Here is a 20,145-nt window from a genome sequence, read left to right as displayed (position 1 = left end):
GGCCTGCCGGTGACGGCCGCTCCCGGCGCACCGCCCGCGACCGTCCGGAACGGCCACCGTCCCGGCGTCACGGCGATCACCTCCCCGGGGGGCGCGTTCGCATGGACCACGTCTCCCTCAAGTCGTGTACGAAGCTCTCCACGCGCTCACCCGCGGCGGGGCGTCGGGGACCACCACCGGGGCCCGTGCCCCGGCTGTTCCCACCGCTCGCAGTTCCTGAGCACCACGATGTTCCTGAGCACCACGTTGTTTCTGAGCACCACGATCCACCCGGTCCGGAAGGATTCCGATGTCTGAGAACCATGATGAAATCGTCGTAGACGCGAAGAAGGACGACAAGGGGAGCGGAGGCGGCTGCCCGGTCGTGCACGGGCGGGCCCCGCACCCGACTCAGGGCGGCGGCAACCGCCAGTGGTGGCCGGAGCGGCTCAACCTGAAGATCCTCGCCAAGAACCCCGCCGTGGCGAACCCCCTCGGCGAGGAGTTCGACTACGCCGAGGCGTTCAGGACCCTTGACCTCCCGGCCGTGAAACAGGACATCGCGGCTGTCATGACGGACTCGCAGGACTGGTGGCCGGCCGACTTCGGTCACTACGGCCCGTTCATGATCCGTATGGCGTGGCACAGCGCGGGCACCTACCGGATCAGCGACGGCCGCGGCGGTGGCGGGGCCGGCCAGCAGCGCTTCGCCCCCCTCAACAGCTGGCCGGACAACGGAAACCTCGACAAGGCCCGCCGTCTGCTGTGGCCGGTCAAGAAGAAGTACGGCCAGGCGCTCTCGTGGGCCGACCTCATGATCCTCGCCGGCAACGTCGCCCTGGAGACGATGGGCTTCAAGACCTTCGGCTTCGCCGGCGGTCGCGCGGACGTGTGGGAGCCCGACGAGGACGTCTACTGGGGTCCCGAGACCACCTGGCTCGACGACGAGCGCTACACCGGCGACCGTGAGCTGGAGAGCCCCCTCGGCGCGGTCCAGATGGGCCTCATCTACGTCAACCCCGAGGGCCCCAACGGCAACCCGGACCCGCTCGCCGCGGCCCGCGACATCCGGGAGACCTTCCGCCGGATGGCGATGAACGACGAGGAGACGGTCGCCCTGATCGCGGGCGGTCACACCTTCGGCAAGACCCACGGCGCGGGCCCGGCGGACAGCGTCGGCGCCAACCCCGAGGGCGCCTCGATCGAGGAGCAGGGCCTCGGCTGGAAGAACTCGTTCGGCACCGGCAAGGGTGGCGACGCGATCACCAGTGGCCTTGAGGGCATCTGGACAGACACCCCGGTGACCTGGGACAACAGCTTCTTCGAGATCCTGTTCGGCTACGAGTGGGAGCTGTTCCAGAGCCCCGCGGGCGCGAACCAGTGGCGGCCGAAGGACGGTACCGGGGCGGGCACCGTCCCCGACGCCCACGACGCGTCGAAGACGCACGCCCCGACGATGCTCACGACGGACCTCTCGCTCCGGTTCGACCCGGCCTACGAGCAGATCTCGCGCCGCTTCCACCAGGACCCCGACGCGTTCGCGGACGCCTTCGCCCGCGCGTGGTTCAAGCTGACCCACCGCGACATGGGCCCGGTCGTGCGCTACCTCGGCCCGGAGGTCCCGGCCGAGGAGCTGCCGTGGCAGGACCCGCTCCCCGCGGTGACGCACGAGCTGGTCGACGCCGGTGACATCGCCTCCCTCAAGAGCCAGGTCCTCAGCCACGGTCTGTCGGTGTCCGAGCTCGTGTCCGCCTCGTGGGCGGCGGCCTCCTCCTTCCGCGGCAGCGACAAGCGCGGCGGCGCCAACGGTGCGCGTATCCGCCTCGAACCGCAGAACGGCTGGGAGGTCAACGACCCCGACCGGCTCGCGACGGTGCTGCGCGCCCTGGAGGGAATTCAGAAGACCTTCAACGACGCCCAGACCGGCGGCAAGCAGGTCTCCCTGGCCGACCTGATCGTGCTCGCCGGTGGCGCGGCCGTCGAGAAGGCCGCCAAGGACGCCGGTTTCGACGTGGAGGTCCCCTTCACGGCGGGCCGCGCGGACGCGTCGCAGGAGCAGACGGACGTCGAGTCGTTCGCCGCGCTCGAACCGGCCGCCGACGGCTTCCGCAACTACCTCGGCAAGGGCAACCGGCTGCCGGCCGAGTACCTGCTGATCGACCGGGCGAACCTGCTCAACCTGAGCGCGCCCGAGATGACGGTCCTCGTCGGTGGCCTCCGCGTCCTGGGCGCGAACCACCAGCAGTCGTCGCTCGGCGTCCTCACCGCCACCCCCGGGGCGCTGACCAACGACTTCTTCGCCAACCTGCTCGACCTGGGCACGACGTGGACGGCGACGTCCGCGGACGCGAACACCTTCGAGGGCCGCGACGCCACGGGCGAGGTCAAGTGGACCGGCAGCCGCGCCGACCTGGTCTTCGGGTCGAACTCCGAGCTGCGGGCGGTCGCGGAGGTCTACGCGAGCGATGACGCGAAGGAGAAGTTCGTGAAGGACTTCGTCGCCGCGTGGAACAAGGTCATGAACCTGGACCGGTTCGACCTCGTCTGATCACCCTGTCCGGGCCGGCCTTCAGCGGCCGGCCCGGACGCGTATCAGTACGGTGCTGGCCGCCGCCGCTCAGCCGGCGGCGGCCAGCACCGTCCGACGGCCGCCCAGCGCGGCGGAGAACTGGTCCGTCACCTGCGCCAGGGCCTCGGCGGAGCCCGGCGCGACCGTCAGCTTCCCGTCCTCGCCGACGGTGATGTCCTTGTCGAGGGTGAACCAGCCCGGGACGATGTGCGAGGCGCCCATGGAACTCAGCACCGGGCGCAGCGCGTAGTCGATGGCGAGGACGTGGGCCGTGCTGCCGCCGGTGGCCAGCGGCAGCACCGTCTTGCCGGCCAGGGCGTACTGAGGGAGCAGGTCCAGCAGGGACTTCAGCAGCCCGGAGTAGGCGGCCTTGTAGACGGGCGTGCCGATCACCACACCGTCCACCCGTTCGAACAGCGCCGTGGCCTCGACGACGGCGGGGTGCCGGAAGTCGGCGCCGAGCAGCGCCTCGGCGGGCAGGCTCCGGACTTCCAGCGAGGTCACGTCGTGGCCCTGGTGCCGGAGCCGGTCGTCCAGATGGCGCAGGAGGCGTGCGGTGCGGGAGGTGGCGGAAGGGCTTCCGGAGACGGACAGGATGACGGCCATGTGAGGGGACCTTTCCGGTTCGGGGTTCAGAGGGAGCGGAAGGAGCGGGTGAGGCGGGTGGGCCGAGTGGGCCGGGGCGGTTCGCCGGAGCGCCCGTCGTACGGCGTGGTCACCACGCGCTCGACCGCACCGTGATCAACGGCACCAGGTCGTCGCGCAGCGTCTCCAGGAAGGTGACGGTCTCCGCCGCCACCGAACGGTGCTGCAGGTCGTTCAGGACGTCGTGGTGGGCGCCGCGGACCACCGAGAGACGGGCACGGGGCAGGGACGTGGCGGTACGGACGAGCGCGTCGCGGTCCGCGAGCGGATCGGCGTCGCCGACGAGGATCAGCACCGGGACGCCGATGTCGCCCCCGTACGCCGCGGTGAGCAGTACGTCGGGCACCGCGTCGTCGAGCGAGCCCCGCCGGATCAGGGGGTCGTCGGTGAGCGTGGCCCGATGGGCGGGGCACGAGGTGCGTACGTCGAGTTCGTGGTCCCAGGCGCCGACGCGGGTGGCGGCATGGCCCGGAAGGCCCGCGAGAACCACGGCGTCCGGCCGCCGGTCGGAGGAGTCCTCCCCGCCGAGGAGGGCGGCGACGGCGACCGCGCCGGTGTCCGCCCCCACCAGCACGACGGGGCGGACGACACCGTCCTGCCCCGCGGTGCCCTCGACGGCTTCGGCGAGGCGGGCGCCGAAGCGGGTCAGTGAGCCGGCCGGGTCGTCGGCGTCGAGGTCAGGGGCGTCGATGACCCGGACGCGGTACGCGTCGGCGGCGAGCCGCCGGCCGAACCGGGTGTAGGCCGCCCGGGTCTCTCCCCGGCCGGGGACCACGATGATCGTGCCGCGGGTGCGCAGGCCGTCGGGACCGTGATGGTCGGTGTACTCGCTCAACTCATGCTCCTGTTGGTACGGATCGAGGGTCGGGGGCGGAGGTCGGCCGGCGCTCGTCGGTGTGACGGTTGGCGGGGACCGGCAGGCCGAGGTTGCCGCGCAGGGTGTCGGCCTCGTACTCGGTGCGGAACAGCCCGCGCTCGCGCAGGATCGGCACGACGCCGTCGACGAAGAGGCTCAGGTCCTCGTCGGTGCGGAAGGCCAGGTTGATGCCGTCGAAGGCGCCCGCGCCGAACCACTCCTCGATGCGGTCGGCCACCGTCCCCGGCGCCCCGACGAACGGCGACCGGCGGAACTCGCCGAGTGATTCGGCCACTTGACGGAGCGTCAGGTTTCCTGCTGCGGCCCGCTCGATGATCTTCCCGGCGCCGGTCCGTCCCCCGTTCTCCGCGAGGTGGGCGACGTCCGGGAACGGCGCGTCCAGATCGTGCGCACTGAAGTCGTAGGCGCCGAACGAGCGACCGAGGAGCGCGAGATTGCGGTCGAAGTCGTTGTCCTCCTCGAAGATCTCGCGCTCACGCCGGAGCGCGGCCTCGTCGGTCGCGGCGACGACCGGGCCGCCGTGGAGGAAGATCTTGATGTGCTCGGGGTCGCGTCCGTACGCGGCGGTGCGCTTCTTGATGTCGGCGTAGTACTCCCGCGCCTGCGCCAGTGAGCCGCCCGGCGCGTAGATGCCCTCGGCGACCCGCGCGGCGAGATCGCGGCCCTCCTCGGAGACCCCGGCCTGGAATATGACCGGCTGGCCCTGCGGCGAGCGCGAGAGGTTGAGCGGTCCGGCGACCTTGAAGTGCTCCCCCGCGTGGTCGAGCGCGTGCAGCTTGGCCGGGTCGAGGAAGACGTCGCGCGCCACGTCGGCGGGGAAGGCGTCGTCCTCGTAGGAGTCCCACAGGCCGCGGGCCACCTGGACGAACTCCAGGGCGCGGCCGTACCGGGTGGCGTAGTCCAGGTGCTCGTCGAGTCCGTAGTTCCTGGACGTGCCGGTGTCGAAGCTGGTCACCACGTTCCAGCCGGCCCGGCCGCCGCTGATGTGGTCGAGCGAGGCGAAGCGGCGGGCAAGGTTGAACGGGGAGTTGTACGTCGAACTCGCGGTGCCGACCAGGCCGATGTGCCGGGTGTGGGTGGCGACCGCGGACAACAGGGTGAGCGGTTCCAGCCGGTTGAGGTAGTGGGCCGGGTAGGTGGCGTTGATGAACTGGCTGTCGACGACGAACAGGGCGTCGAAGAGGGCGTGTTCGGCCGCCTGGGCCTGCCGGATGTAGTAGTTGATGTCGATGCTGGCGTTCTTCGCGACGCGCGGGTCCTTCCAGAGACCGTGCTGGCCGGGGCCGCCGACACCGTACGGGTGCAACGCGAGGTGGATCCTGCGGGACATGGTTCGTTCCTCTCAGTGGTACGCCGGGCCGCTCAGGCGTCGAGCAGGGCGCGCAGGGCTTCGCGTTCGGCCCGGTCGACGGGGTCCGTGCGCAGGGTGGGGGCGGAGCTGACGAGCAGGCGTGTGTAGGCGTGGCGCGGGTGGTTGATGACCTCGTGGGCGGGGCCGGACTCGACGAGTTCGCCCCGGTACAGCACGGCGATACGGTCGGCGGTCCCGGCGACGGATCCGAGGTCGTGGGAGATGAGGACGAGGGCCACCCCGGTGGCGCGGAGTTCCTTGAGGATCTCCAGGACCTGAACGCGGTTGGCGGAGTCCAGGGCGCTGACCGGCTCGTCGAGGATGACCAGCCGGGGCTCGGTGACCAGCGCGCGGGCCACGGCGACCCGCTGCCGCTGGCCGCCGGAGAGCTCTCCGGGCAGTCGGTCGAGCAGTTCCTCGGCGAGGCGGACCCGTGCGAGAAGGACGCGGGCCCGCCCGGCCGCCTCCTTGCGTGGAACGCCCTGGACGAGCAGCGGCTCGGTCAGGGATTCCTCGACGGTGAGATCCGGGTCGAGGCTGCGCAGCGGGTCCTGGAAGACGTACTGGATCACGCCGCGGCGGCGCAGGGCGCGCCACCGGCGGTTGCCGTACGTCCGCACGTCCTCGCCGTCGACGACGATCGATCCGGCCGAGGCGCGCACCAGACCGAGTACGGCGCGGGCGAGCGTGGACTTGCCCGAACCCGTCTCGCCGATGACGCCGAGGGTCTCGCCGGGTGCGACGCTCAACGAGACGCCGCGCAGGGCGTGGTGGCGCCCGGGGCCCCGGCCGTAGTGCACGTCGAGGCCGGTGACGTCCAGGACCGCCTCCGTGGTCTCCGTACGGCCGGCCGGCGCCGCCATCGTCGCCGCCGCCGCTGCGGGGAGTTCGACGGTCACGATGTCTCCTTGGGAGTGAGGAACTTCTCCAGGCCGTACTGGTCGTGCTCGGCGATGAGGAGCCGGGTGTACGCATGGCGCGGGTCGTAGAGCACCGACCGTGTCGGGCCGTGCTCCACCACGTCGCCCTCCCGCATCACGAGCACCTCGTCGCACACCTGGGCGACGACGGCCAGATCGTGGGAGACGACCACGAGCGCCAGACCGGTCCGCTCGCGCAGTTCGGCGAGGAGGTCGAGGATCTCGGCCTGGACGGTCACGTCGAGCGCCGTCGTGGCCTCGTCGGCGATGAGCGCCCGCGGTTCGGCGGCGATGGCCGCCGCGATCAGGACGCGCTGGAGCATGCCTCCGGAGAGCTCGTAGGTGTACCGGTCGTAGACCAGCTCCGGGTCCCGCAGCCGTACGGCCCGCAGCAGTTCGACGGCGCGGTGGCGTGCCTCGCGCCTCTTCAGCCCCTTCTTGACCCGGACGACCTCGGCGATCTGGGCGCCCACGCGGATCGCCGGGTTGAGGTACGACGCCGGGTCCTGGAAGACCGCGCCGATCGTGGCACCGCGCAGGGCCGTCCACCGGCGGGGCGTCAGGGTCGCGATGTCGGTGCCGGCGATCTCGACGGAGCCGCCGGTGACCTCGAAGTGCGGGGGAAGGATGCCGAGCGCCGCACGGCAGGTGAGGGTCTTGCCGCTGCCGGACTCGCCGACGATGCCGACGGCCTTGCCGGGCGTGAGTGTGAAGCTCACCCCGTGGACGATCTCCCGGTCGGTGGCCCGGTCGCTGATCCGTATGTCGCGGACCGCGAGCACCGGCGGAGCCGTCGGGCCTGCCTCCTGTGCCTGTTCGGGCACGGTGTGGTGGGACAGTGTGGTCATCGGGCACCTCCGGCGGAGACGGGACGGGCGTGGTCGCGGCGCCCGGCACGGGCCTTGCGGTGGTTGACCAGCGCTCGGCCCGCCTCGCCCGAGACATCGCGGATCGCGTCGGCGAGAAGGTTGCAGGCCCAGACGGTGACCATGATCAGCAGTGCGGGCGCCAGCGGTGCCCACGGCTGGTGGCTGAGATAGCCCAGGTCCGAGGCGAGCAGACCGCCCCAGGTGGGCGCGGGCGGCTGGACGCCGATGCCGAGGAACGTCAGGCTCGACACGATGACGAACCCGACGCCGATGGTCTGGGCGAGCGCGACCGCGAGCGGCGGGAGCACCTTGACCCAGACGTGGCGGCGCACCACCCAGCCGATGGAGGCGCCGGAGATGAGCGCGGCCTCCACGTACGGGGAGCGCGCGACGGCCAGGGTGGCGGCGCGGGACACCCGGTAGAAGAGCGGCGAGACCAACGCGCCCGTGACGAGCATGGCTTGGGTGATGCCGTTGCCGAGCAGCGCGATCACGGCGACGGCGAACAGCAGGAACGGCAGGGCGACCAGGGTGTCGGCCAGGCGGAGGGTGAGCCACTCGAAGCCCCGGCCCAGGTAGACGGAGAGAATGCCCGGTACCGCGCCGACGGCCAGCGCCGTCAGCGCGACTTCGAGCGAACCGAGCACACTGATGCGCGAGCCGTCCAGAAGGCGGCTGAACACATCACGGCCGAGGTGGTCCGTACCCAGCCAGTGGGCGCCCGCGGGGTTCGCGAGCGTGTGGTCACTGGTGGCCAGGGGATCGTGCGGAGCGAGCCAGGGGCCGAGAACCGCCAGCAGCGCGATAACGACGAGGAGGGAGACGGCGATCCTGCCGGACGTCAGGGCGAAGACGCGACGCACCATGTTTCACACCCCTCGCTGGGCGGCCGGCGTCACACGGGCCAGCACCAGGTTGACGATCAGGTTGAAGGTGACGACCAGGACGATCGACACCACGAGGACGCCCTGCACCGCCGGTACGTCACCGGCCTGGGCGGAGTCGTTGGCGAACCGTCCGAAGCCCTGGAGACCGAAGATCCACTCGGTGACGACGGAGGCGCCCACCAGGGACGGGAACTTGAGGCCGAGGGTGGCGAGCGCCGGCCCGAGGCCGTTGCGCAGGACATGGCCGAAGAAGATCCGCCGCGGCCCCAGCCCCCGTACCACCGCGCCCGTCACGTAGTTCTCGCTGTACGCCGCGACGAGGCTGGTACGGAGCTGGCGGGCGACGTCGGCGATGACGTCGAAGCTCAGCGCGAGCGCGGGAAGCGTGATGTGCGCGAGCCACGGGCCGATCCCCTGCTCCGCGGGTACGTAGCCGGCCGAGGGGAACAGATCGAGGCCGACCGCGAGGACCGTGACCAGCACGATGCCGACGACGAAGGCCGGCATCACCGAGATCACGGTGACGAATCCGGTGATCGCCCGGTCGAGCGGTGTGGTGCGCCGTACCGCGGCCAGTGTGCCGAGGAGGAAGCCGACGACCACTCCGATGATCAGGGCGAGGACCGCGACCGAGAGGCTCACCCCCAGGCCGAGGCCGATGAGTGTGGAGATGTCGGCCCCGTTGACCCAACTGGTACCGAGCTGTCCGTGCAGGACATCGGTGAACCACTGCCAGTACTGGGTCAGAAAGGGCTTGTCGAGACCCCACTGGGCCTCGATCCGCTGGATCGCCTCGGGCGTCGCCTGCTCGCCGAGCTGGATCCGCGCCGGGCTGAGCCCACTCAGCGACCGGAGCGCGAACGTCACGAAGGTCGCGACCAGGAACACCGGCACGAAGATCGCGGCCGACCGGCCGAGGGCGACCAGGACGCGGCCCAGCGCGTGCCGCGTCCTGGTCGCGACGACCCCGCGACGGCGGGCGGGAGTGACCACGGGTGCGGTCGTCGTCATGGGGTACCCCCTATCTGGGGTGAACAGGTGTTCTGGGGTGGGCGCATGCTCTGGAGCGGGCGGATGTCAGTTCCCGGACAGGGTCACGCCGGTCCAGTCGATGTGGGCCGGGTTCTTCGGCAGGCCGGAGACCGACCCGCTCTTGGCGAAGAGGTTCGGCGAGGAGTACGTGAAGACCAGCGCCTTGCTCCCGAGGCCCGCCCGGGTCGCCGCCCGCAGGACCTCCGGGTACTCCGGCGCGTCCAGCGGGGTCCGACGGACCTTCGCGACGGCCGCCGCGAAACCGGGCGGCTCGTACGGGGTGCTGAGGTTGAGCGGGCCGTTGGGACCGAAGTGCGCGGTCAGGGTCTGCACCGCGGAGTCGCGGCCCGTGGTCGAGTACAGCGAGAAGGTCAGGTCCTTGGCGAAGAACGGGGTGGCCCAGTTCTTGTCGACCTTGATGGTGACCTTGATGCCGACGGCGGCCAACTGCGACTGGACGATCTCGGCCTGGGGATCCTCCGCCGGGATGACCAGGTCCAGCTTGATGTCACCGGCCCGGTGGCCCGCTTCGGCGAGGAGCTTCCTCGACTTCGCCGGGTCGTACGGGAAGGAGTCCGCCGCCTTCGGGTCGTAGGCCACGTTCCCCTTCGGGAACGGCTGGTCGGTCGACTCGCCGTGGCCGAAGGTCAGCTTGTCGACGAACTCCTCGCGCTTGATCGCGTGCCGGACGGCGTCGACGACCCTGTCGTCGTCGAACGGCGCCTTGTTGATGTTGAGGCTGATGTTGGAGGCGTTGAAGCCGGGCTGGACGAAGACGTCGAGCCCGGCCTTCTCGGCCGCGTCCGCCTGACTCGGTTCGATGTCCGCGAAGTTGTAGACGCCGGTCCGCAGTCCGGAGACGACCGTCGAGGCGTCCGGGGCCGAGATCAGCTCGACGTTGTCGATGTGGATGTTCTTCGCGTCCCAGTAGTCCGGATTCTTCTTCAGGACGGCCTTGGTGCCCGGTATCAACTGCTGGACGACGAACGGCCCGGCGCCGACGGGGTTCTGGTCCAGCTTCTCCGGCGTTCCGGCCGCCTTGGGGCTGGAGATCTGGAGCACGCGCTCACCGAGCAACTGCGGGATCTGGTAGTCGACCTGGGTGAGATGGAGGACCGCGTCCAGTCCGTTCGCGTCCACCGACCTGATCGAGGTCAGGTCGCCGAAGAGCGCGGAGTTCTTCTGCTTCTGCGCCCGTTCGATCGCGGTCTTCACGGCGGCGGCGTCGACCGGCTCCCCGTCGCTGAACTTCAGGCCGGGGCGCAGATGGAAGGTGATCCGGTCGCCCTCGGCGTTGTACTCCCAGCTCTTCGCGAGGTCGGGAACCGCCTGCCCCTTTTCGTCGGTGCGGGTCAACGAGGCGTAGACCAGGGCGAGTTCCCGGAACTGGGCGCCGCTGCCCGAGACCACCGGGTCCCAGTGGGTCGGGAAGTACGAGGAGGCCCACTTCAGTGTCGCGCTGCCGGTCGCGGAGGAGGCGTCGCCGCCGCAGCCGCTCAGGGCGGGGGCGAGCAGGGCGACGAAGGCGGTTCCGAGGGCCTTGACCCGCAGGCCGCCGGCCTTCCGGACGGGCCGGGCCCGGCCGGGGCGGCGGATCGTGACGCGTGTGGACATCTCATTCTTTCTGTGGCGGGTCCCGGACCGAGACAGGCATACGGGATCGGGAGACGGGGACAGCTCTGGACGAATCCACGCGAACCACCGGCGCGTGGCCACACGGACATGGCGCCGGAGGCGTCGACCGGAGGTGTCGAAGCACCGCGAGGCGGGCGCTGTTCCGGCGACAGGGGACGACGGTCCCGTGAGACGGACCGGTGGTACGGAGACGGTGCGCGACGGAACGCGGAGAGGGAGGCGGAGGCGCGGCTGCGGGCGAGGCCCGGCGGAACGCCGGTGCCGCGGGCGGGAGTCAGGCGGTGCCTGAGGGCCGGGAGCGGCGGCGGGTGGTCAGCGACAGAGTGCGCTGGAGGTGCGCCGCAGGTCCACGTAGCGGCACACCACACCGGGATGCGTCGTGAGCATGCTGCACATCCTGGGGCCGACCGTCAGGGGCTGTCAATGGACACCAATTGGTGTCTCATTCGGTGGAACGGTCTCCGGCCTCGGGGTCGGGGCCCTGCGGAAGCGGGCGACGGGTGGCCGGATGCACCGCGGCTTCCCGGGGATGCAGCCACAGCGGGCCGTTCCCGGTGTCCACCCGGACCGCGTGCGGCGGCGGCCAGGCGCCCTCCGCCAGCCATGGCCGCTCGGGTTCGGTCAGGCTCCGGTGGCGCTCCAGCGCCTGGGCCGGGGAGAGCGGCCCGGCGGCCTTCAGCAGCCCCGGGCCGACCGCGTCGACGGCCGTCGCGTACTCCTCGAAGGACCGCAGGCCGGGTACGGCGCGGTATCCCGAGGGGGCCCGGACCAGCAGCGTCGGCAGCGCGTAGCGGTATCCGCCGTCGGCGGTCTCCTTGGCCGCGCCGGGATGCGGCGATCCGCCGCGCACGGACCGTACGTCGGGGACCGGACGGCGCGCCTCCGCACGGTCGGCGCGTACGCGTTCCAGGACGTCGGCGCGGGCGGCGTCGGCCGCCAGCCGCGCCGGGTCCAGATCCGGCACCCCGTGTACCGCGGACAGCGCCAGCGCGGTGGTGTCCGCCGGTTCACCGAGGACGAAGACGGTCTCCCGCAGCCGCCGCAGCACCCGCTCGGCCACCGCGGGGCCTTGGAGTTCCGCGGCCTTGGCGACGAGCGAGGAGGGCCAGGAGCTGGCCGCCACGCGGCTCAGCCGGACCGCGCGCGGGGCCAGGGTGTGCGCGGCGACCTCCGCGACGTACCGCGCGTACCAGGCCGTCTCGGCCGCCGGGTCGGGTGCCGGGTCGTCGTCGTGGTCGAAGAGGATGGCGTACACCCGTCGCCAGCGGACCTGGCCGGCCAGCGCCTCCCGCAGCCGGCGGAGAACGGGCTCCGATCCCCAGGACCAGGGGCACAGGGGGTCGGTGTACTCCACCACCTCCACCAGAGGCGGCTGCGGTGCGCCCGTCACGCGGCGCCGATCCTGGGGCGCCGTCCCGCCTCGTCGGCGGGCAGCAGCGAGGCCAGGGCCAGTCCGCCCAGCACGGCCACCGCGTCCGCCTCGACCTGCCGCCACACCCTGGGCAGGCCCGCCGCGGGGCCCGGGTAGTCGAGCCCGGCCAGCGACTCGCCGCGCAGGGTGATCACTTCACCGTCGACGGCGCGCACGATGTCCAGGACGGTGATCTCCTCGGCGGGCCTGCCGAGCCAGTACCCGCCCTCGCAGCCGCGCTGGCTGCGCACCAGGCCGGCCTTCCGCAACTCGCCCACCACGGACTTCAGGAACCGGAACGGAATGTCCTGCGAGGAGGCGATGGCCTCGCAGGTGAGCGGACGGCCGGCTTCACGGGCGAGCTCCAGAAGAGCCCGCGTGGCGTAGTCCGCCTTCGCGGAGATATGCATGCGCCCATCATGCCCGGACGGCCGGTCGGGGGCGAGGACTTCCGATGGGCTCCCGGTGGGCTTCCGTCGCCTCCCCCGGTTCGTTGCGGGAACATTGCCGCAGGTGAAGCCCAAAGGACACCTCTTGACATCCTTTTGGCAGCCGCCCTAGCGTCCATGCCATGAGCGAGCCGTCGACGACCACCCCGGGTGAAGGTTTCCACCCGCATCTCCACGACACCGAGGGCCGCCCGGCGGCATCGTTGCGCACCCGTCTGCACCACATCCGCGCGGACGCCCTGGACGCCGACACCGCGCAGAGCGGCGGCATGCGCAGGTTCGCCGCGATCAGCGGGAGGACCGTCGGCTCCGAGAAGCTGTGGATGGGCCAGACCCTGGTGGCCCCCGGGACCTCCTCCTCCGACCACCACCACGGCGCGTCCGAGACCGCCATCCATGTGGTCGGCGGACACCCCGAGTTCGTCTTCCTGGACGACTCGGGTGACGAACCCCAGGAGGTACGTCTGCGCACCTCCCCCGGTGACTACGTCTTCGTCCCGCCGTTCGTGCCGCACCGGGAGGAGAACCCCGACCTCACCGAGGAGGCCGTGGTGGTCATCGCCCGCAGCACCCAGGAGGCGGTCGTGGTCAACCTGCCCCATCTGTACGCGCTTCCGGCCGAGGAGGCCTGACGGGCCTGACGGTGACCACGCCGGATCGCGGGCGGGCCGCCCACCCGTTTCAGCCCGGGGTGACCGACAGTTCCTCGTACAGCCCGCGCAGGGCGATGCGATCGTCGTCGGTACCGGTGTCTACGGCGGCGAACCAGCCCGCGTACTCGGCGATCTCGGAGAGCCGCCAGTCGAGCGCGAACAGCTCGGCCATCGCCGGGTCGGGGCGCACGTACTCGCCCGCACCGGCCCCGAGCAGGTCCGCGTAGTCGCGCTCGCGCGGCGCGAGGGCCGGCGACTCCCAGTCGACCAGCCGCAGCCCGCGGGCGCCCACGACCTGGTTGCCGTGGTGTGGCTCGCCGTGGGTGGGCACCCAGGAGTCGCGGCGGGAGAGCGCGATGTCCGCCAGGTCGAGGTACCGGCCCGTCCAGCGGCCGATCGCGTTCTCACGCGCGGCGATCGCGACCCGTGCCTCCTCCGCCAGCGGTCCTGACGTCCAGGTGCGTGCCGTACGGGCCCGCAACTCGTCGGCGAACTCCGGGCCGACCCGTGGAGCCCACCGCCGCAGACCGTCGGGGGGTACGACGCCGTGCAGCGCGGCCAGCGCGGCGACGACCTCACGGATGTGCTCCGGCTCGGCCGCCTCCGCCTCGGTCGGGGACCGCCCGTCCCACCACGGCGTCACACTGAGCACACCGGCTCCGACATCGACGGTGAACCGCCCGGACCGGGCGGGCAGCGGCGCGCACACCACGTCCAGACCGGCGACGGCCAGTGCGGCGGCTCCGGCGTAGGCGGACTCCAGCGACGCCGCGGTGTGCCGGGGCGCCAACTGGTCCAGTGTCACGAACAGCGTCGTACCGCCACCGGTCGCCCGCCAGTGGTGCGCGCCGAACCCCAGGGGCAGGTAGTCGATTTCGGCGACCTCGGGCAGCCAGTGGGTACCGATCGCGCGGGAGACCGCCGCGTCGCTGATGAAGGAAGGGCGGGAGAACACAAGATCCGATCCTGAGGAGCACACGGGCTCGCCGTCACCGGAATCTCACCACCGAGTGGCGCCAAGGCACCGTCGCCACATGGGCTTACGGGATCAGGGCCGCCGCGTACCGAGAACGTCACCGTCTTTTGTACATCGATGTAAAAAGGGTGACGCACGTCTGTGTACATCGATGTACAAGCGGCTCTACTCTGGCGCTCGCATCCAGTGCGCCCCCAGGAAGGAGCTCCGTGTTCCGTCTCCGCCATCCCCTCTTCCGCAGGCCCCTCGGCCCCCTCTCGCGCGGCCTGTCCCCCACCCCCGCTCCCCCGGCCCGCTCCCGTGACGACGGCCGCCTCCCCCGGCGAAGAGCCCGTGCCCTCCTGCTGGGGGTGGCCGGGGCGTTGAGCCTCGCCCTGCTCGTGCCCGCCTCCCCCGCTCTCGCCGCCGGTACGGCGGGGACCTCCGGCGCCGCGGTGCGGGACGCCGCCCCCGCCGCCACGGGTACGCCGCTGCGCAACGGCACCGGGCTGTATCCCCGGGCCGTCCGGCTCGCGCACAACGGCGCCGCGAACGGACGCGTACTCGCGAGCGTCACCACCTTCGAGGGCGACAACGGCATCGCCGCCTTCCACGAGAGCACGGACAACGGCTCGGTCTTCCGTGAGGTCGGCAAGGTCGCCGATCCGGAGTCGTCCGCGGGCCAGGGGCAGTGCTGCGGCACCCTGTTCGAACTCCCCCGGCAAGTGGGCGCGTTGCCGGCCGGCACGCTCCTCTGGGCGGCGTCCGCCGGACAGGACGAGCCGAACCGGCGGATGTCCCTGCGCGTCTGGCGCAGCAACGACGTGGGCCGCACCTGGTCCTACCTGTCGTCCTGTGCCACCGCGAGCGGGACGGGCGGGCTCTGGGAGCCGGAGTTCTCCGTCGCGGCCGACGGGGCGCTCGTCTGCCACTACGCCGACGAGACCGACGCCGGGCACAGCCAGAAGCTGTCCGCCTCCCGCAGCTACGACGGGGTGCACTGGCAGGACCGGCGCGACACGGTGGCGAGCGGCCGGCAGCCCGACCGGCCCGGGATGCCGATGGTGCGCAAGCTGCCGAACAGCACGTACTTCATGAGTTACGAGATCTGCAACCCCGGCGGCCAGTACCAGTGCGTGGTCCACTACCGGACCTCGGCGGACGGCTGGAACTGGGGGGACCCCGCCTCGCTCGGGTTCCGTCCCGAGACGGTCGACGGCAGGTACTTCCGGGCCGCGCCGACCGTCGCCTGGGCACCCGCGCCGGACGGCGGACCGAACGGCCGGCTGCTGCTGATCGGGCAGCAACTGCTCAACCGTGACGGCACCGCGGCGGCGGACAGCGGACGTACGATCCTCGCCAACACGGAGAACGGCACCGGGCCCTGGTACGAGATCGAGTCGCCGGTGCGGGTGGCGAACCCGACCGCGAACTACTGCCAGAACTACAGCTCGCCGCTGCTCCCCTCGGCCGACGGGAGGCAGGTCCTCGAAATCGCCACCGACTGGGACGGCACCGTCTGCAAGCCCTACTACGCCACCGCCGGGATCATCGGCAGCGGGGACGCGGCCGGTGTGGCGGACGGCGCCCTGTACCGGCTCGTGAACGCCAACAGCGCGCACTGCCTGGACGTGGCCGAGGACTCCCGGCTGCCGGGCGGCAACGTACAGCAGTGGACGTGCAACGGCCTCGGGCCGCAGGAGTGGACCCTGCGTGCCCGTGGCGGCAACCACTTCACCCTCACCGGCCGCAACAGCGGGTACTGCCTGGACGTGAGGGACGGCTCGCAGACGCCGGGCGCCGATGTGCGTCAGTGGTACTGCAACGGGGCCGCCGCGCAGGACTGGCGGCTGGAGAACGTCGGCCGCGGCTCCTACCGGCTCGTCGCCCGGTCCAGCGGTCAGTGTCTGGACGTGGCCGAGGGCTCGCGCGTACCGGGTGCCGATGTGCGCCAGTGGACGTGCAACGGCCTCCAGCCCCAGCTCTGGCATCTGCGACGGGTCTGACCAACTCGGGTACGCCAACGCCTCCCCGGCACGTGCCGGGGAGGCGTTGGCGTGAGGCGGGGCGGCCCTGCGACGCGGCCCCCTACGACGCGACCCCTGCGAGGCGGCCCCTACGAGGCGGCCCCTACGAGGGGTCCTGCTCCTCGATGGCGGCCGGACGCATCTGCGCGGCGCGGATCCGTTCGACGTCCAGCTTGGCGCCGCGGTCGAACCGGTAGACGCCGTTGCGTTCCTGGAACACGTCGGTCAGTTGGGTGTAGCAGTAGCCGAACATGGCGGGGTCGTCCAGCAGGACGCCCGTGAGCCCCTCGAACCGCGCGTGGAACTCCTCCTCGTCGCGCACCCGTTCGCCGTATCCCCAGGATTCCGTCCGGTCCTCGCCGGACGACGCGGCGGCCGCGGCGGGGTCCCACCAGATGCCGCCGAACTCGCTGACGAAGTAGGGCTGGCCCCGGTACGGAAGGGAGTAGGCGGCGCCGCTCTCATGGGTGTTGACGTACGGGTCGTCCTTGGCCAGGCCCGACATCTGGCGCTGGAAGGCGGCCGGGTCCTGTTCGTAGCTGTGGGAGTCGTAGATGTCGGTCTCGATGACCCGGTGGGCGTATCCGGAGGTGTCGAGGACCGGCCTGGTCGTGTCCATGGCCTTGGTGGCCAGGTACATCGCCCGGGTCACGGCGTCGAGTTGGGTGATGCGGTCGTGCAGCTTCTGGTACGTCTCGTTGAGCGGGCACCACCCGATGATCGAGGGGTGCGAGTAGTCGCGTTCCAGCGCCTCCAGCCACTGGGCGGTGTAGGAGGCGTCCGGCTGCTGGTTGTCGCCCGACGAACCACCCGTCTCGCAGCCCCAGTCGCCGAACTCCCCCCAGACCAGGTAGCCGAGGCGGTCCGCGTGGTAGAGGAAGCGCTCCTCGAAGACCTTCTGGTGCAGCCGCGCCCCGTTGAAGCCCGCCGCCATGGCGAGCTCGATGTCGTGGACCAGGGCGGCGTCCGTCGGCGCGGTCATCAGGCCGTCCGGGTACCAGCCCTGGTCGAGCACCAGCCGCTGGAAGAGGGGCCGCCCGTTGAGGGTGACGGCCTTGCCCCGGATGCCCACGGCCCGCAGGCCGGCGTAGCTCTCGGCGCTGTCGGTCACCTCGCCCGCCGCGTCGAGGAGTTCGATCCGCAGGTCGTACAGATGCGGATCCTCCGGGCCCCACGCACGGAGCCGCTCCTCGGGTACGGGCAGGTGCAGGCGCGGTGCGAGGTCGAGATCGGCGCGGGCCTCCGCGCGGCAGACCTCTCCGTCGTCGTCGGTGAGGACGGCGCGCACCCGGTGGCCGGGCCGGTTGCCGGTGAGGGGCAGTTCCAGATGGAACGCCGATCCCGCCAGGTCGGGGGTGACGCGCGGACGCCGCAGGTGGAGGTCGGGGACGGGCTCCAGCCACACGGTCTGCCAGATCCCGGTGACCCGGGTGTAGTTGCAGTCGTGGTTGGCGTACTGGACGGCCTGCTTGCCCCGGGCCTGCGGGCCCGACCGCGGGTCGCGGGCGCGGACGGTGAGGGTGACCTCGCCGGAGCCCGCGAGGTCACCGAGGTCGGCGGTGAACGGAGTGAACCCGCCCCGGTGGCGGGCCACTTCGGTGCCGTTGGCCCACACGGTGGTGTCGTGGTCGACGGCACCGAAGTGCAGCAGCACCCGGCGTCCGGCCCACTCGGGGGGCAGGGTGAGTACCCGCCGGTACCACACGGCCTCCAGGAAATCGGTGTCGCCGATGCCGGACAGCTCCGATTCGGGCGGGAAGGGGACAACGATCTCGCCGGTCAGGGCGCGGTCCAGGAGGCCTCGTTCCAGGCCGCTGTCTCCTCGGTCGGTCTCGAACTGCCAGGTGCCGTTGAGGTTGAGCCAGTCGTCACGGACGAACTGGGGCCGCGGGTACTCGGGGCGCGGCACGGAGGAAGTGGGCAACACATGCTCCAGTCGGTGTGAGGGGGCGGCGCTGTCACCTGACCCACAATGTACATCGATGTAAACGCGCGAGCGGCCGGGGTCGGCCGGGGCAGCCGGGGTCAGGTGCCGCCGAGACCCGTGGTGGCCACCGATTTGATGATGCGGCGCTGGAAGAGCAGGAACATGACGATCAGCGGCAGCGAGGCGAGCAGCGCGGAAGCCATGGACTGCGCGTACAGGATGCCGAAGGAGTCCTTGACGGTGGCCAGCCCCACCGGGAGGGTCATGAGGCCGGGGTCGTTGGTGACGATGAACGGCCACATGAAGTTGTTCCAGGCGCCGATGAACACGAAGATCGCGACGGCGGCCACGATGGGCCGGGACAGCGGCAGGACGATCGACAGGAAGACCCTGCCCTCGGACGCGCCGTCGATCCGGGCGGCGTCCTCCAGGTCCCGGGGCAGCCCCTCGAAGAACCGCTTGAGGATGAACACCATCATCGGCGCCACCACTTGGGGCAGGATGACCGCCGCGTACGTGTCCACCAGGTTGAACAGGAGCATCTGCTCGAAGAGGGGGACGACGAGCAACTGCGGCGGCACCATGATGGCGGCGACGGTGACGGCCAGGAGGACCCGGCGGCCCCGGAACGTACCGCGTGCGAAACCGTAGGCGGCGAGCGTGGAGACCACCACGGTGATCAGGGTGACCAGACCGGCCACGAGAAAGCTGTTGAAGGCCCAGGTGAGTACGTTCCCGCGGTCCAGGATCTGCCGGTAGGACTCCAGGGTGAAGGCGCCCTTGAACGGGGACAGGCCCGGCTTCGCCACGTCCTGCTCGCTCTGGAGCGAGGTGGCGACCGCCCAGACGAGCGGCAGCAGCCAGACGGTCGCCAGGAGGACCAGCGCGGTTCCGGCCAGGACGCGCGGCAGCCGTCCCGGGCCGAGGAGCATAGGTGAGCCGCCGGCCTCGCGGGGCGCGCGGCGCCGCGGGCGCACAGGAGTTGCGGTAGCGGACACGGTCAGTCCTCCTGGCGGAAGAAGCGGAGCTGCGCGACGGAGATGACGATCACCAGCGCGAAGAAGATGTAGGAGATGGCCGAGGCGTAGCCCAGCCGGTAGCCGGTGAACCCGACGTCGTAGACGTACTCCAGGATGGGACGGGTGGTGCCGTTGGGGCCGCCCTTGGTGAGGATGTAGATCTGGTCGAAGACCTTGAGCGAGGCCAGGATCTGGAGCATGGCCACCAGCACGGTGGTCCTGCGCAGTTGGGGCAGGGTGACGGACCACAGCCGTCGCCAGGCGCCCGCGCCGTCGAGCGCGGCGGCCTCGTCGAGGGTCTCCGGCAGGGCCTGGAGTGCGGCCAGGTAGAGCAGGAAGTTGAAGCCGACGGTCCACCAGACGGTGAGGGCGGCGATGGACCACATGGCGACCGACTCGTCGGACAGCCAGCCGACGGGCTCCATGCCGAGCGCGCCGAGCAGTTCGTTCCCGAAGCCGATGTCCGGCTGGTACAGCCACGTCCAGATGAGGGTCACCACGGTGACGGGCAGCAGGTAGGGCGCGAAGAACGCCAGGCGCCACGCCCACTGGCCGGCCAGACCGCTGTGGACCAGCAGCGCCATCGCGAGGGAGACGAGCACCAGGGGGACGCACGAGATGAGAGTGAAGACGAGTGTGTTGCCCAGGCTGCTCCAGACGTCCGGGTCACCGAACGCCTCGGCGTAGTTGGCGAACCCGACGAAGGTGGTGTCGCGCAGCGCGAGCGAGCTGTCGGTGAAGCTCATCCAGACGCCGTGGGCGACGGGCCAGACCAGGAAGAGGCCGAAGAGCACCAGGAAGGGCAGCACGAAGAGCAGGCCGTCGCTCCGGCCGGCGGCGTCCTTGGTACGGAAGGGCAGCCGGCGGCGGGGAGGGGTGGACGGTGGCGTGCCGGTGGGCACGGCGGTACCGGTGGGTACGGTGGTTGTCACGTCTGTAG

Annotated in this window: 17 protein-coding genes; 3 read left to right on the top strand and 14 right to left on the bottom strand. The window is 71.4% G+C overall.

The window, feature by feature from the left end:
* The first annotated feature begins 289 nt into the window (after window positions 1-289).
* Window positions 290-2,527: a catalase/peroxidase HPI gene (gene katG / locus ACIBJC_RS07090; protein ID WP_399289055.1), complete on the top strand. Its 2,238-nt coding sequence runs from the start codon at window positions 290-292 to the stop codon at window positions 2,525-2,527.
* Window positions 2,528-2,596: 69 nt separating this feature from the next.
* On the opposite strand, the gene ssuE is transcribed toward katG, so the two are convergent.
* From ssuE to ACIBJC_RS07040, 10 genes are all read right to left on the bottom strand, one after another.
* On the bottom strand, window positions 2,597-3,154 hold the full coding sequence (gene ssuE / locus ACIBJC_RS07085) for an NADPH-dependent FMN reductase (protein WP_399289052.1): 558 nt from the start codon (window positions 3,152-3,154) through the stop codon (window positions 2,597-2,599).
* A gap of 109 nt (window positions 3,155-3,263) precedes the next feature.
* Window positions 3,264-4,028 (bottom strand): alpha/beta hydrolase, encoded by a 765-nt coding sequence (locus tag ACIBJC_RS07080; protein ID WP_399289050.1) that lies wholly within the window; start codon window positions 4,026-4,028, stop codon window positions 3,264-3,266.
* Between the two features lies 1 nt (window position 4,029).
* Entirely contained in the window at window positions 4,030-5,400 is a 1,371-nt protein-coding gene (locus ACIBJC_RS07075) for an LLM class flavin-dependent oxidoreductase (RefSeq protein ID WP_399289048.1), read from the bottom strand.
* A 32-nt stretch (window positions 5,401-5,432) separates the two neighbouring features.
* Window positions 5,433-6,284 (bottom strand): ABC transporter ATP-binding protein, encoded by an 852-nt coding sequence (locus tag ACIBJC_RS07070; RefSeq protein ID WP_399289810.1) that lies wholly within the window; start codon window positions 6,282-6,284, stop codon window positions 5,433-5,435.
* 32 nt (window positions 6,285-6,316) lie between these two features.
* Window positions 6,317-7,189, bottom strand: a complete 873-nt coding sequence (locus ACIBJC_RS07065) for an ABC transporter ATP-binding protein (RefSeq protein ID WP_399289046.1) — start codon at window positions 7,187-7,189, stop codon at window positions 6,317-6,319.
* Window positions 7,186-8,076 (bottom strand): ABC transporter permease, encoded by an 891-nt coding sequence (locus tag ACIBJC_RS07060; RefSeq protein ID WP_399289044.1) that lies wholly within the window; start codon window positions 8,074-8,076, stop codon window positions 7,186-7,188. Before ACIBJC_RS07060 ends, ACIBJC_RS07065 begins: the two co-directional genes overlap by 4 nt.
* A gap of 3 nt (window positions 8,077-8,079) precedes the next feature.
* Window positions 8,080-9,108: an ABC transporter permease gene (locus ACIBJC_RS07055; RefSeq protein ID WP_399289042.1), complete on the bottom strand. Its 1,029-nt coding sequence runs from the start codon at window positions 9,106-9,108 to the stop codon at window positions 8,080-8,082.
* A gap of 66 nt (window positions 9,109-9,174) precedes the next feature.
* On the bottom strand, window positions 9,175-10,743 hold the full coding sequence (locus ACIBJC_RS07050) for an ABC transporter substrate-binding protein (RefSeq protein ID WP_399289040.1): 1,569 nt from the start codon (window positions 10,741-10,743) through the stop codon (window positions 9,175-9,177).
* A gap of 463 nt (window positions 10,744-11,206) precedes the next feature.
* Window positions 11,207-12,154 carry a DsbA family protein gene (locus ACIBJC_RS07045; protein WP_399289038.1) on the bottom strand — a complete coding sequence of 316 codons (948 nt, stop codon included), beginning with the start codon at window positions 12,152-12,154 and terminating at the stop codon, window positions 11,207-11,209.
* Window positions 12,151-12,585 (bottom strand): RrF2 family transcriptional regulator, encoded by a 435-nt coding sequence (locus tag ACIBJC_RS07040; RefSeq protein WP_399289036.1) that lies wholly within the window; start codon window positions 12,583-12,585, stop codon window positions 12,151-12,153. Before ACIBJC_RS07040 ends, ACIBJC_RS07045 begins: the two co-directional genes overlap by 4 nt.
* Before the next feature lie 161 nt (window positions 12,586-12,746).
* Here ACIBJC_RS07040 and ACIBJC_RS07035 point away from each other — a divergent pair, with 161 nt between their 5' ends.
* A complete protein-coding gene (locus ACIBJC_RS07035) occupies window positions 12,747-13,256 on the top strand; it encodes a cupin domain-containing protein (protein WP_399289034.1) in 510 nt (169 codons plus the stop codon).
* Window positions 13,257-13,305: 49 nt separating this feature from the next.
* Here the strand turns inward: ACIBJC_RS07035 and ACIBJC_RS07030 are convergent, their stop codons facing one another.
* Window positions 13,306-14,232 (bottom strand): phosphotransferase, encoded by a 927-nt coding sequence (locus tag ACIBJC_RS07030; RefSeq protein WP_399289032.1) that lies wholly within the window; start codon window positions 14,230-14,232, stop codon window positions 13,306-13,308.
* A gap of 230 nt (window positions 14,233-14,462) precedes the next feature.
* Here ACIBJC_RS07030 and ACIBJC_RS07025 point away from each other — a divergent pair, with 230 nt between their 5' ends.
* Window positions 14,463-16,238, top strand: a complete 1,776-nt coding sequence (locus ACIBJC_RS07025) for an RICIN domain-containing protein (protein ID WP_399289030.1) — start codon at window positions 14,463-14,465, stop codon at window positions 16,236-16,238.
* A gap of 124 nt (window positions 16,239-16,362) precedes the next feature.
* Here the strand turns inward: ACIBJC_RS07025 and ACIBJC_RS07020 are convergent, their stop codons facing one another.
* From ACIBJC_RS07020 to ACIBJC_RS07010, 3 genes are all read right to left on the bottom strand, one after another.
* On the bottom strand, window positions 16,363-18,183 hold the full coding sequence (locus ACIBJC_RS07020) for a glycoside hydrolase family 2 protein (protein ID WP_399289028.1): 1,821 nt from the start codon (window positions 18,181-18,183) through the stop codon (window positions 16,363-16,365).
* Window positions 18,184-18,284: 101 nt separating this feature from the next.
* The gene (locus ACIBJC_RS07015) at window positions 18,285-19,184 is read right to left on the bottom strand and encodes a carbohydrate ABC transporter permease (protein ID WP_399289025.1); all 900 of its coding nucleotides are present in this window, start codon (window positions 19,182-19,184) and stop codon (window positions 18,285-18,287) included.
* A gap of 2 nt (window positions 19,185-19,186) precedes the next feature.
* A complete protein-coding gene (locus tag ACIBJC_RS07010) occupies window positions 19,187-20,137 on the bottom strand; it encodes a carbohydrate ABC transporter permease (RefSeq protein WP_399289022.1) in 951 nt (316 codons plus the stop codon).
* Window positions 20,138-20,145: the final 8 nt, after the last annotated feature.

The sequence above is a fragment of the Streptomyces sp. NPDC050509 genome, assembly GCF_044457965.1.
Taxonomy (GTDB): domain Bacteria; phylum Actinomycetota; class Actinomycetes; order Streptomycetales; family Streptomycetaceae; genus Streptomyces.
The sequence above is the reverse complement of the archived record's forward strand: the minus strand, read 5'-3'. Positions and strand labels throughout refer to the sequence as shown.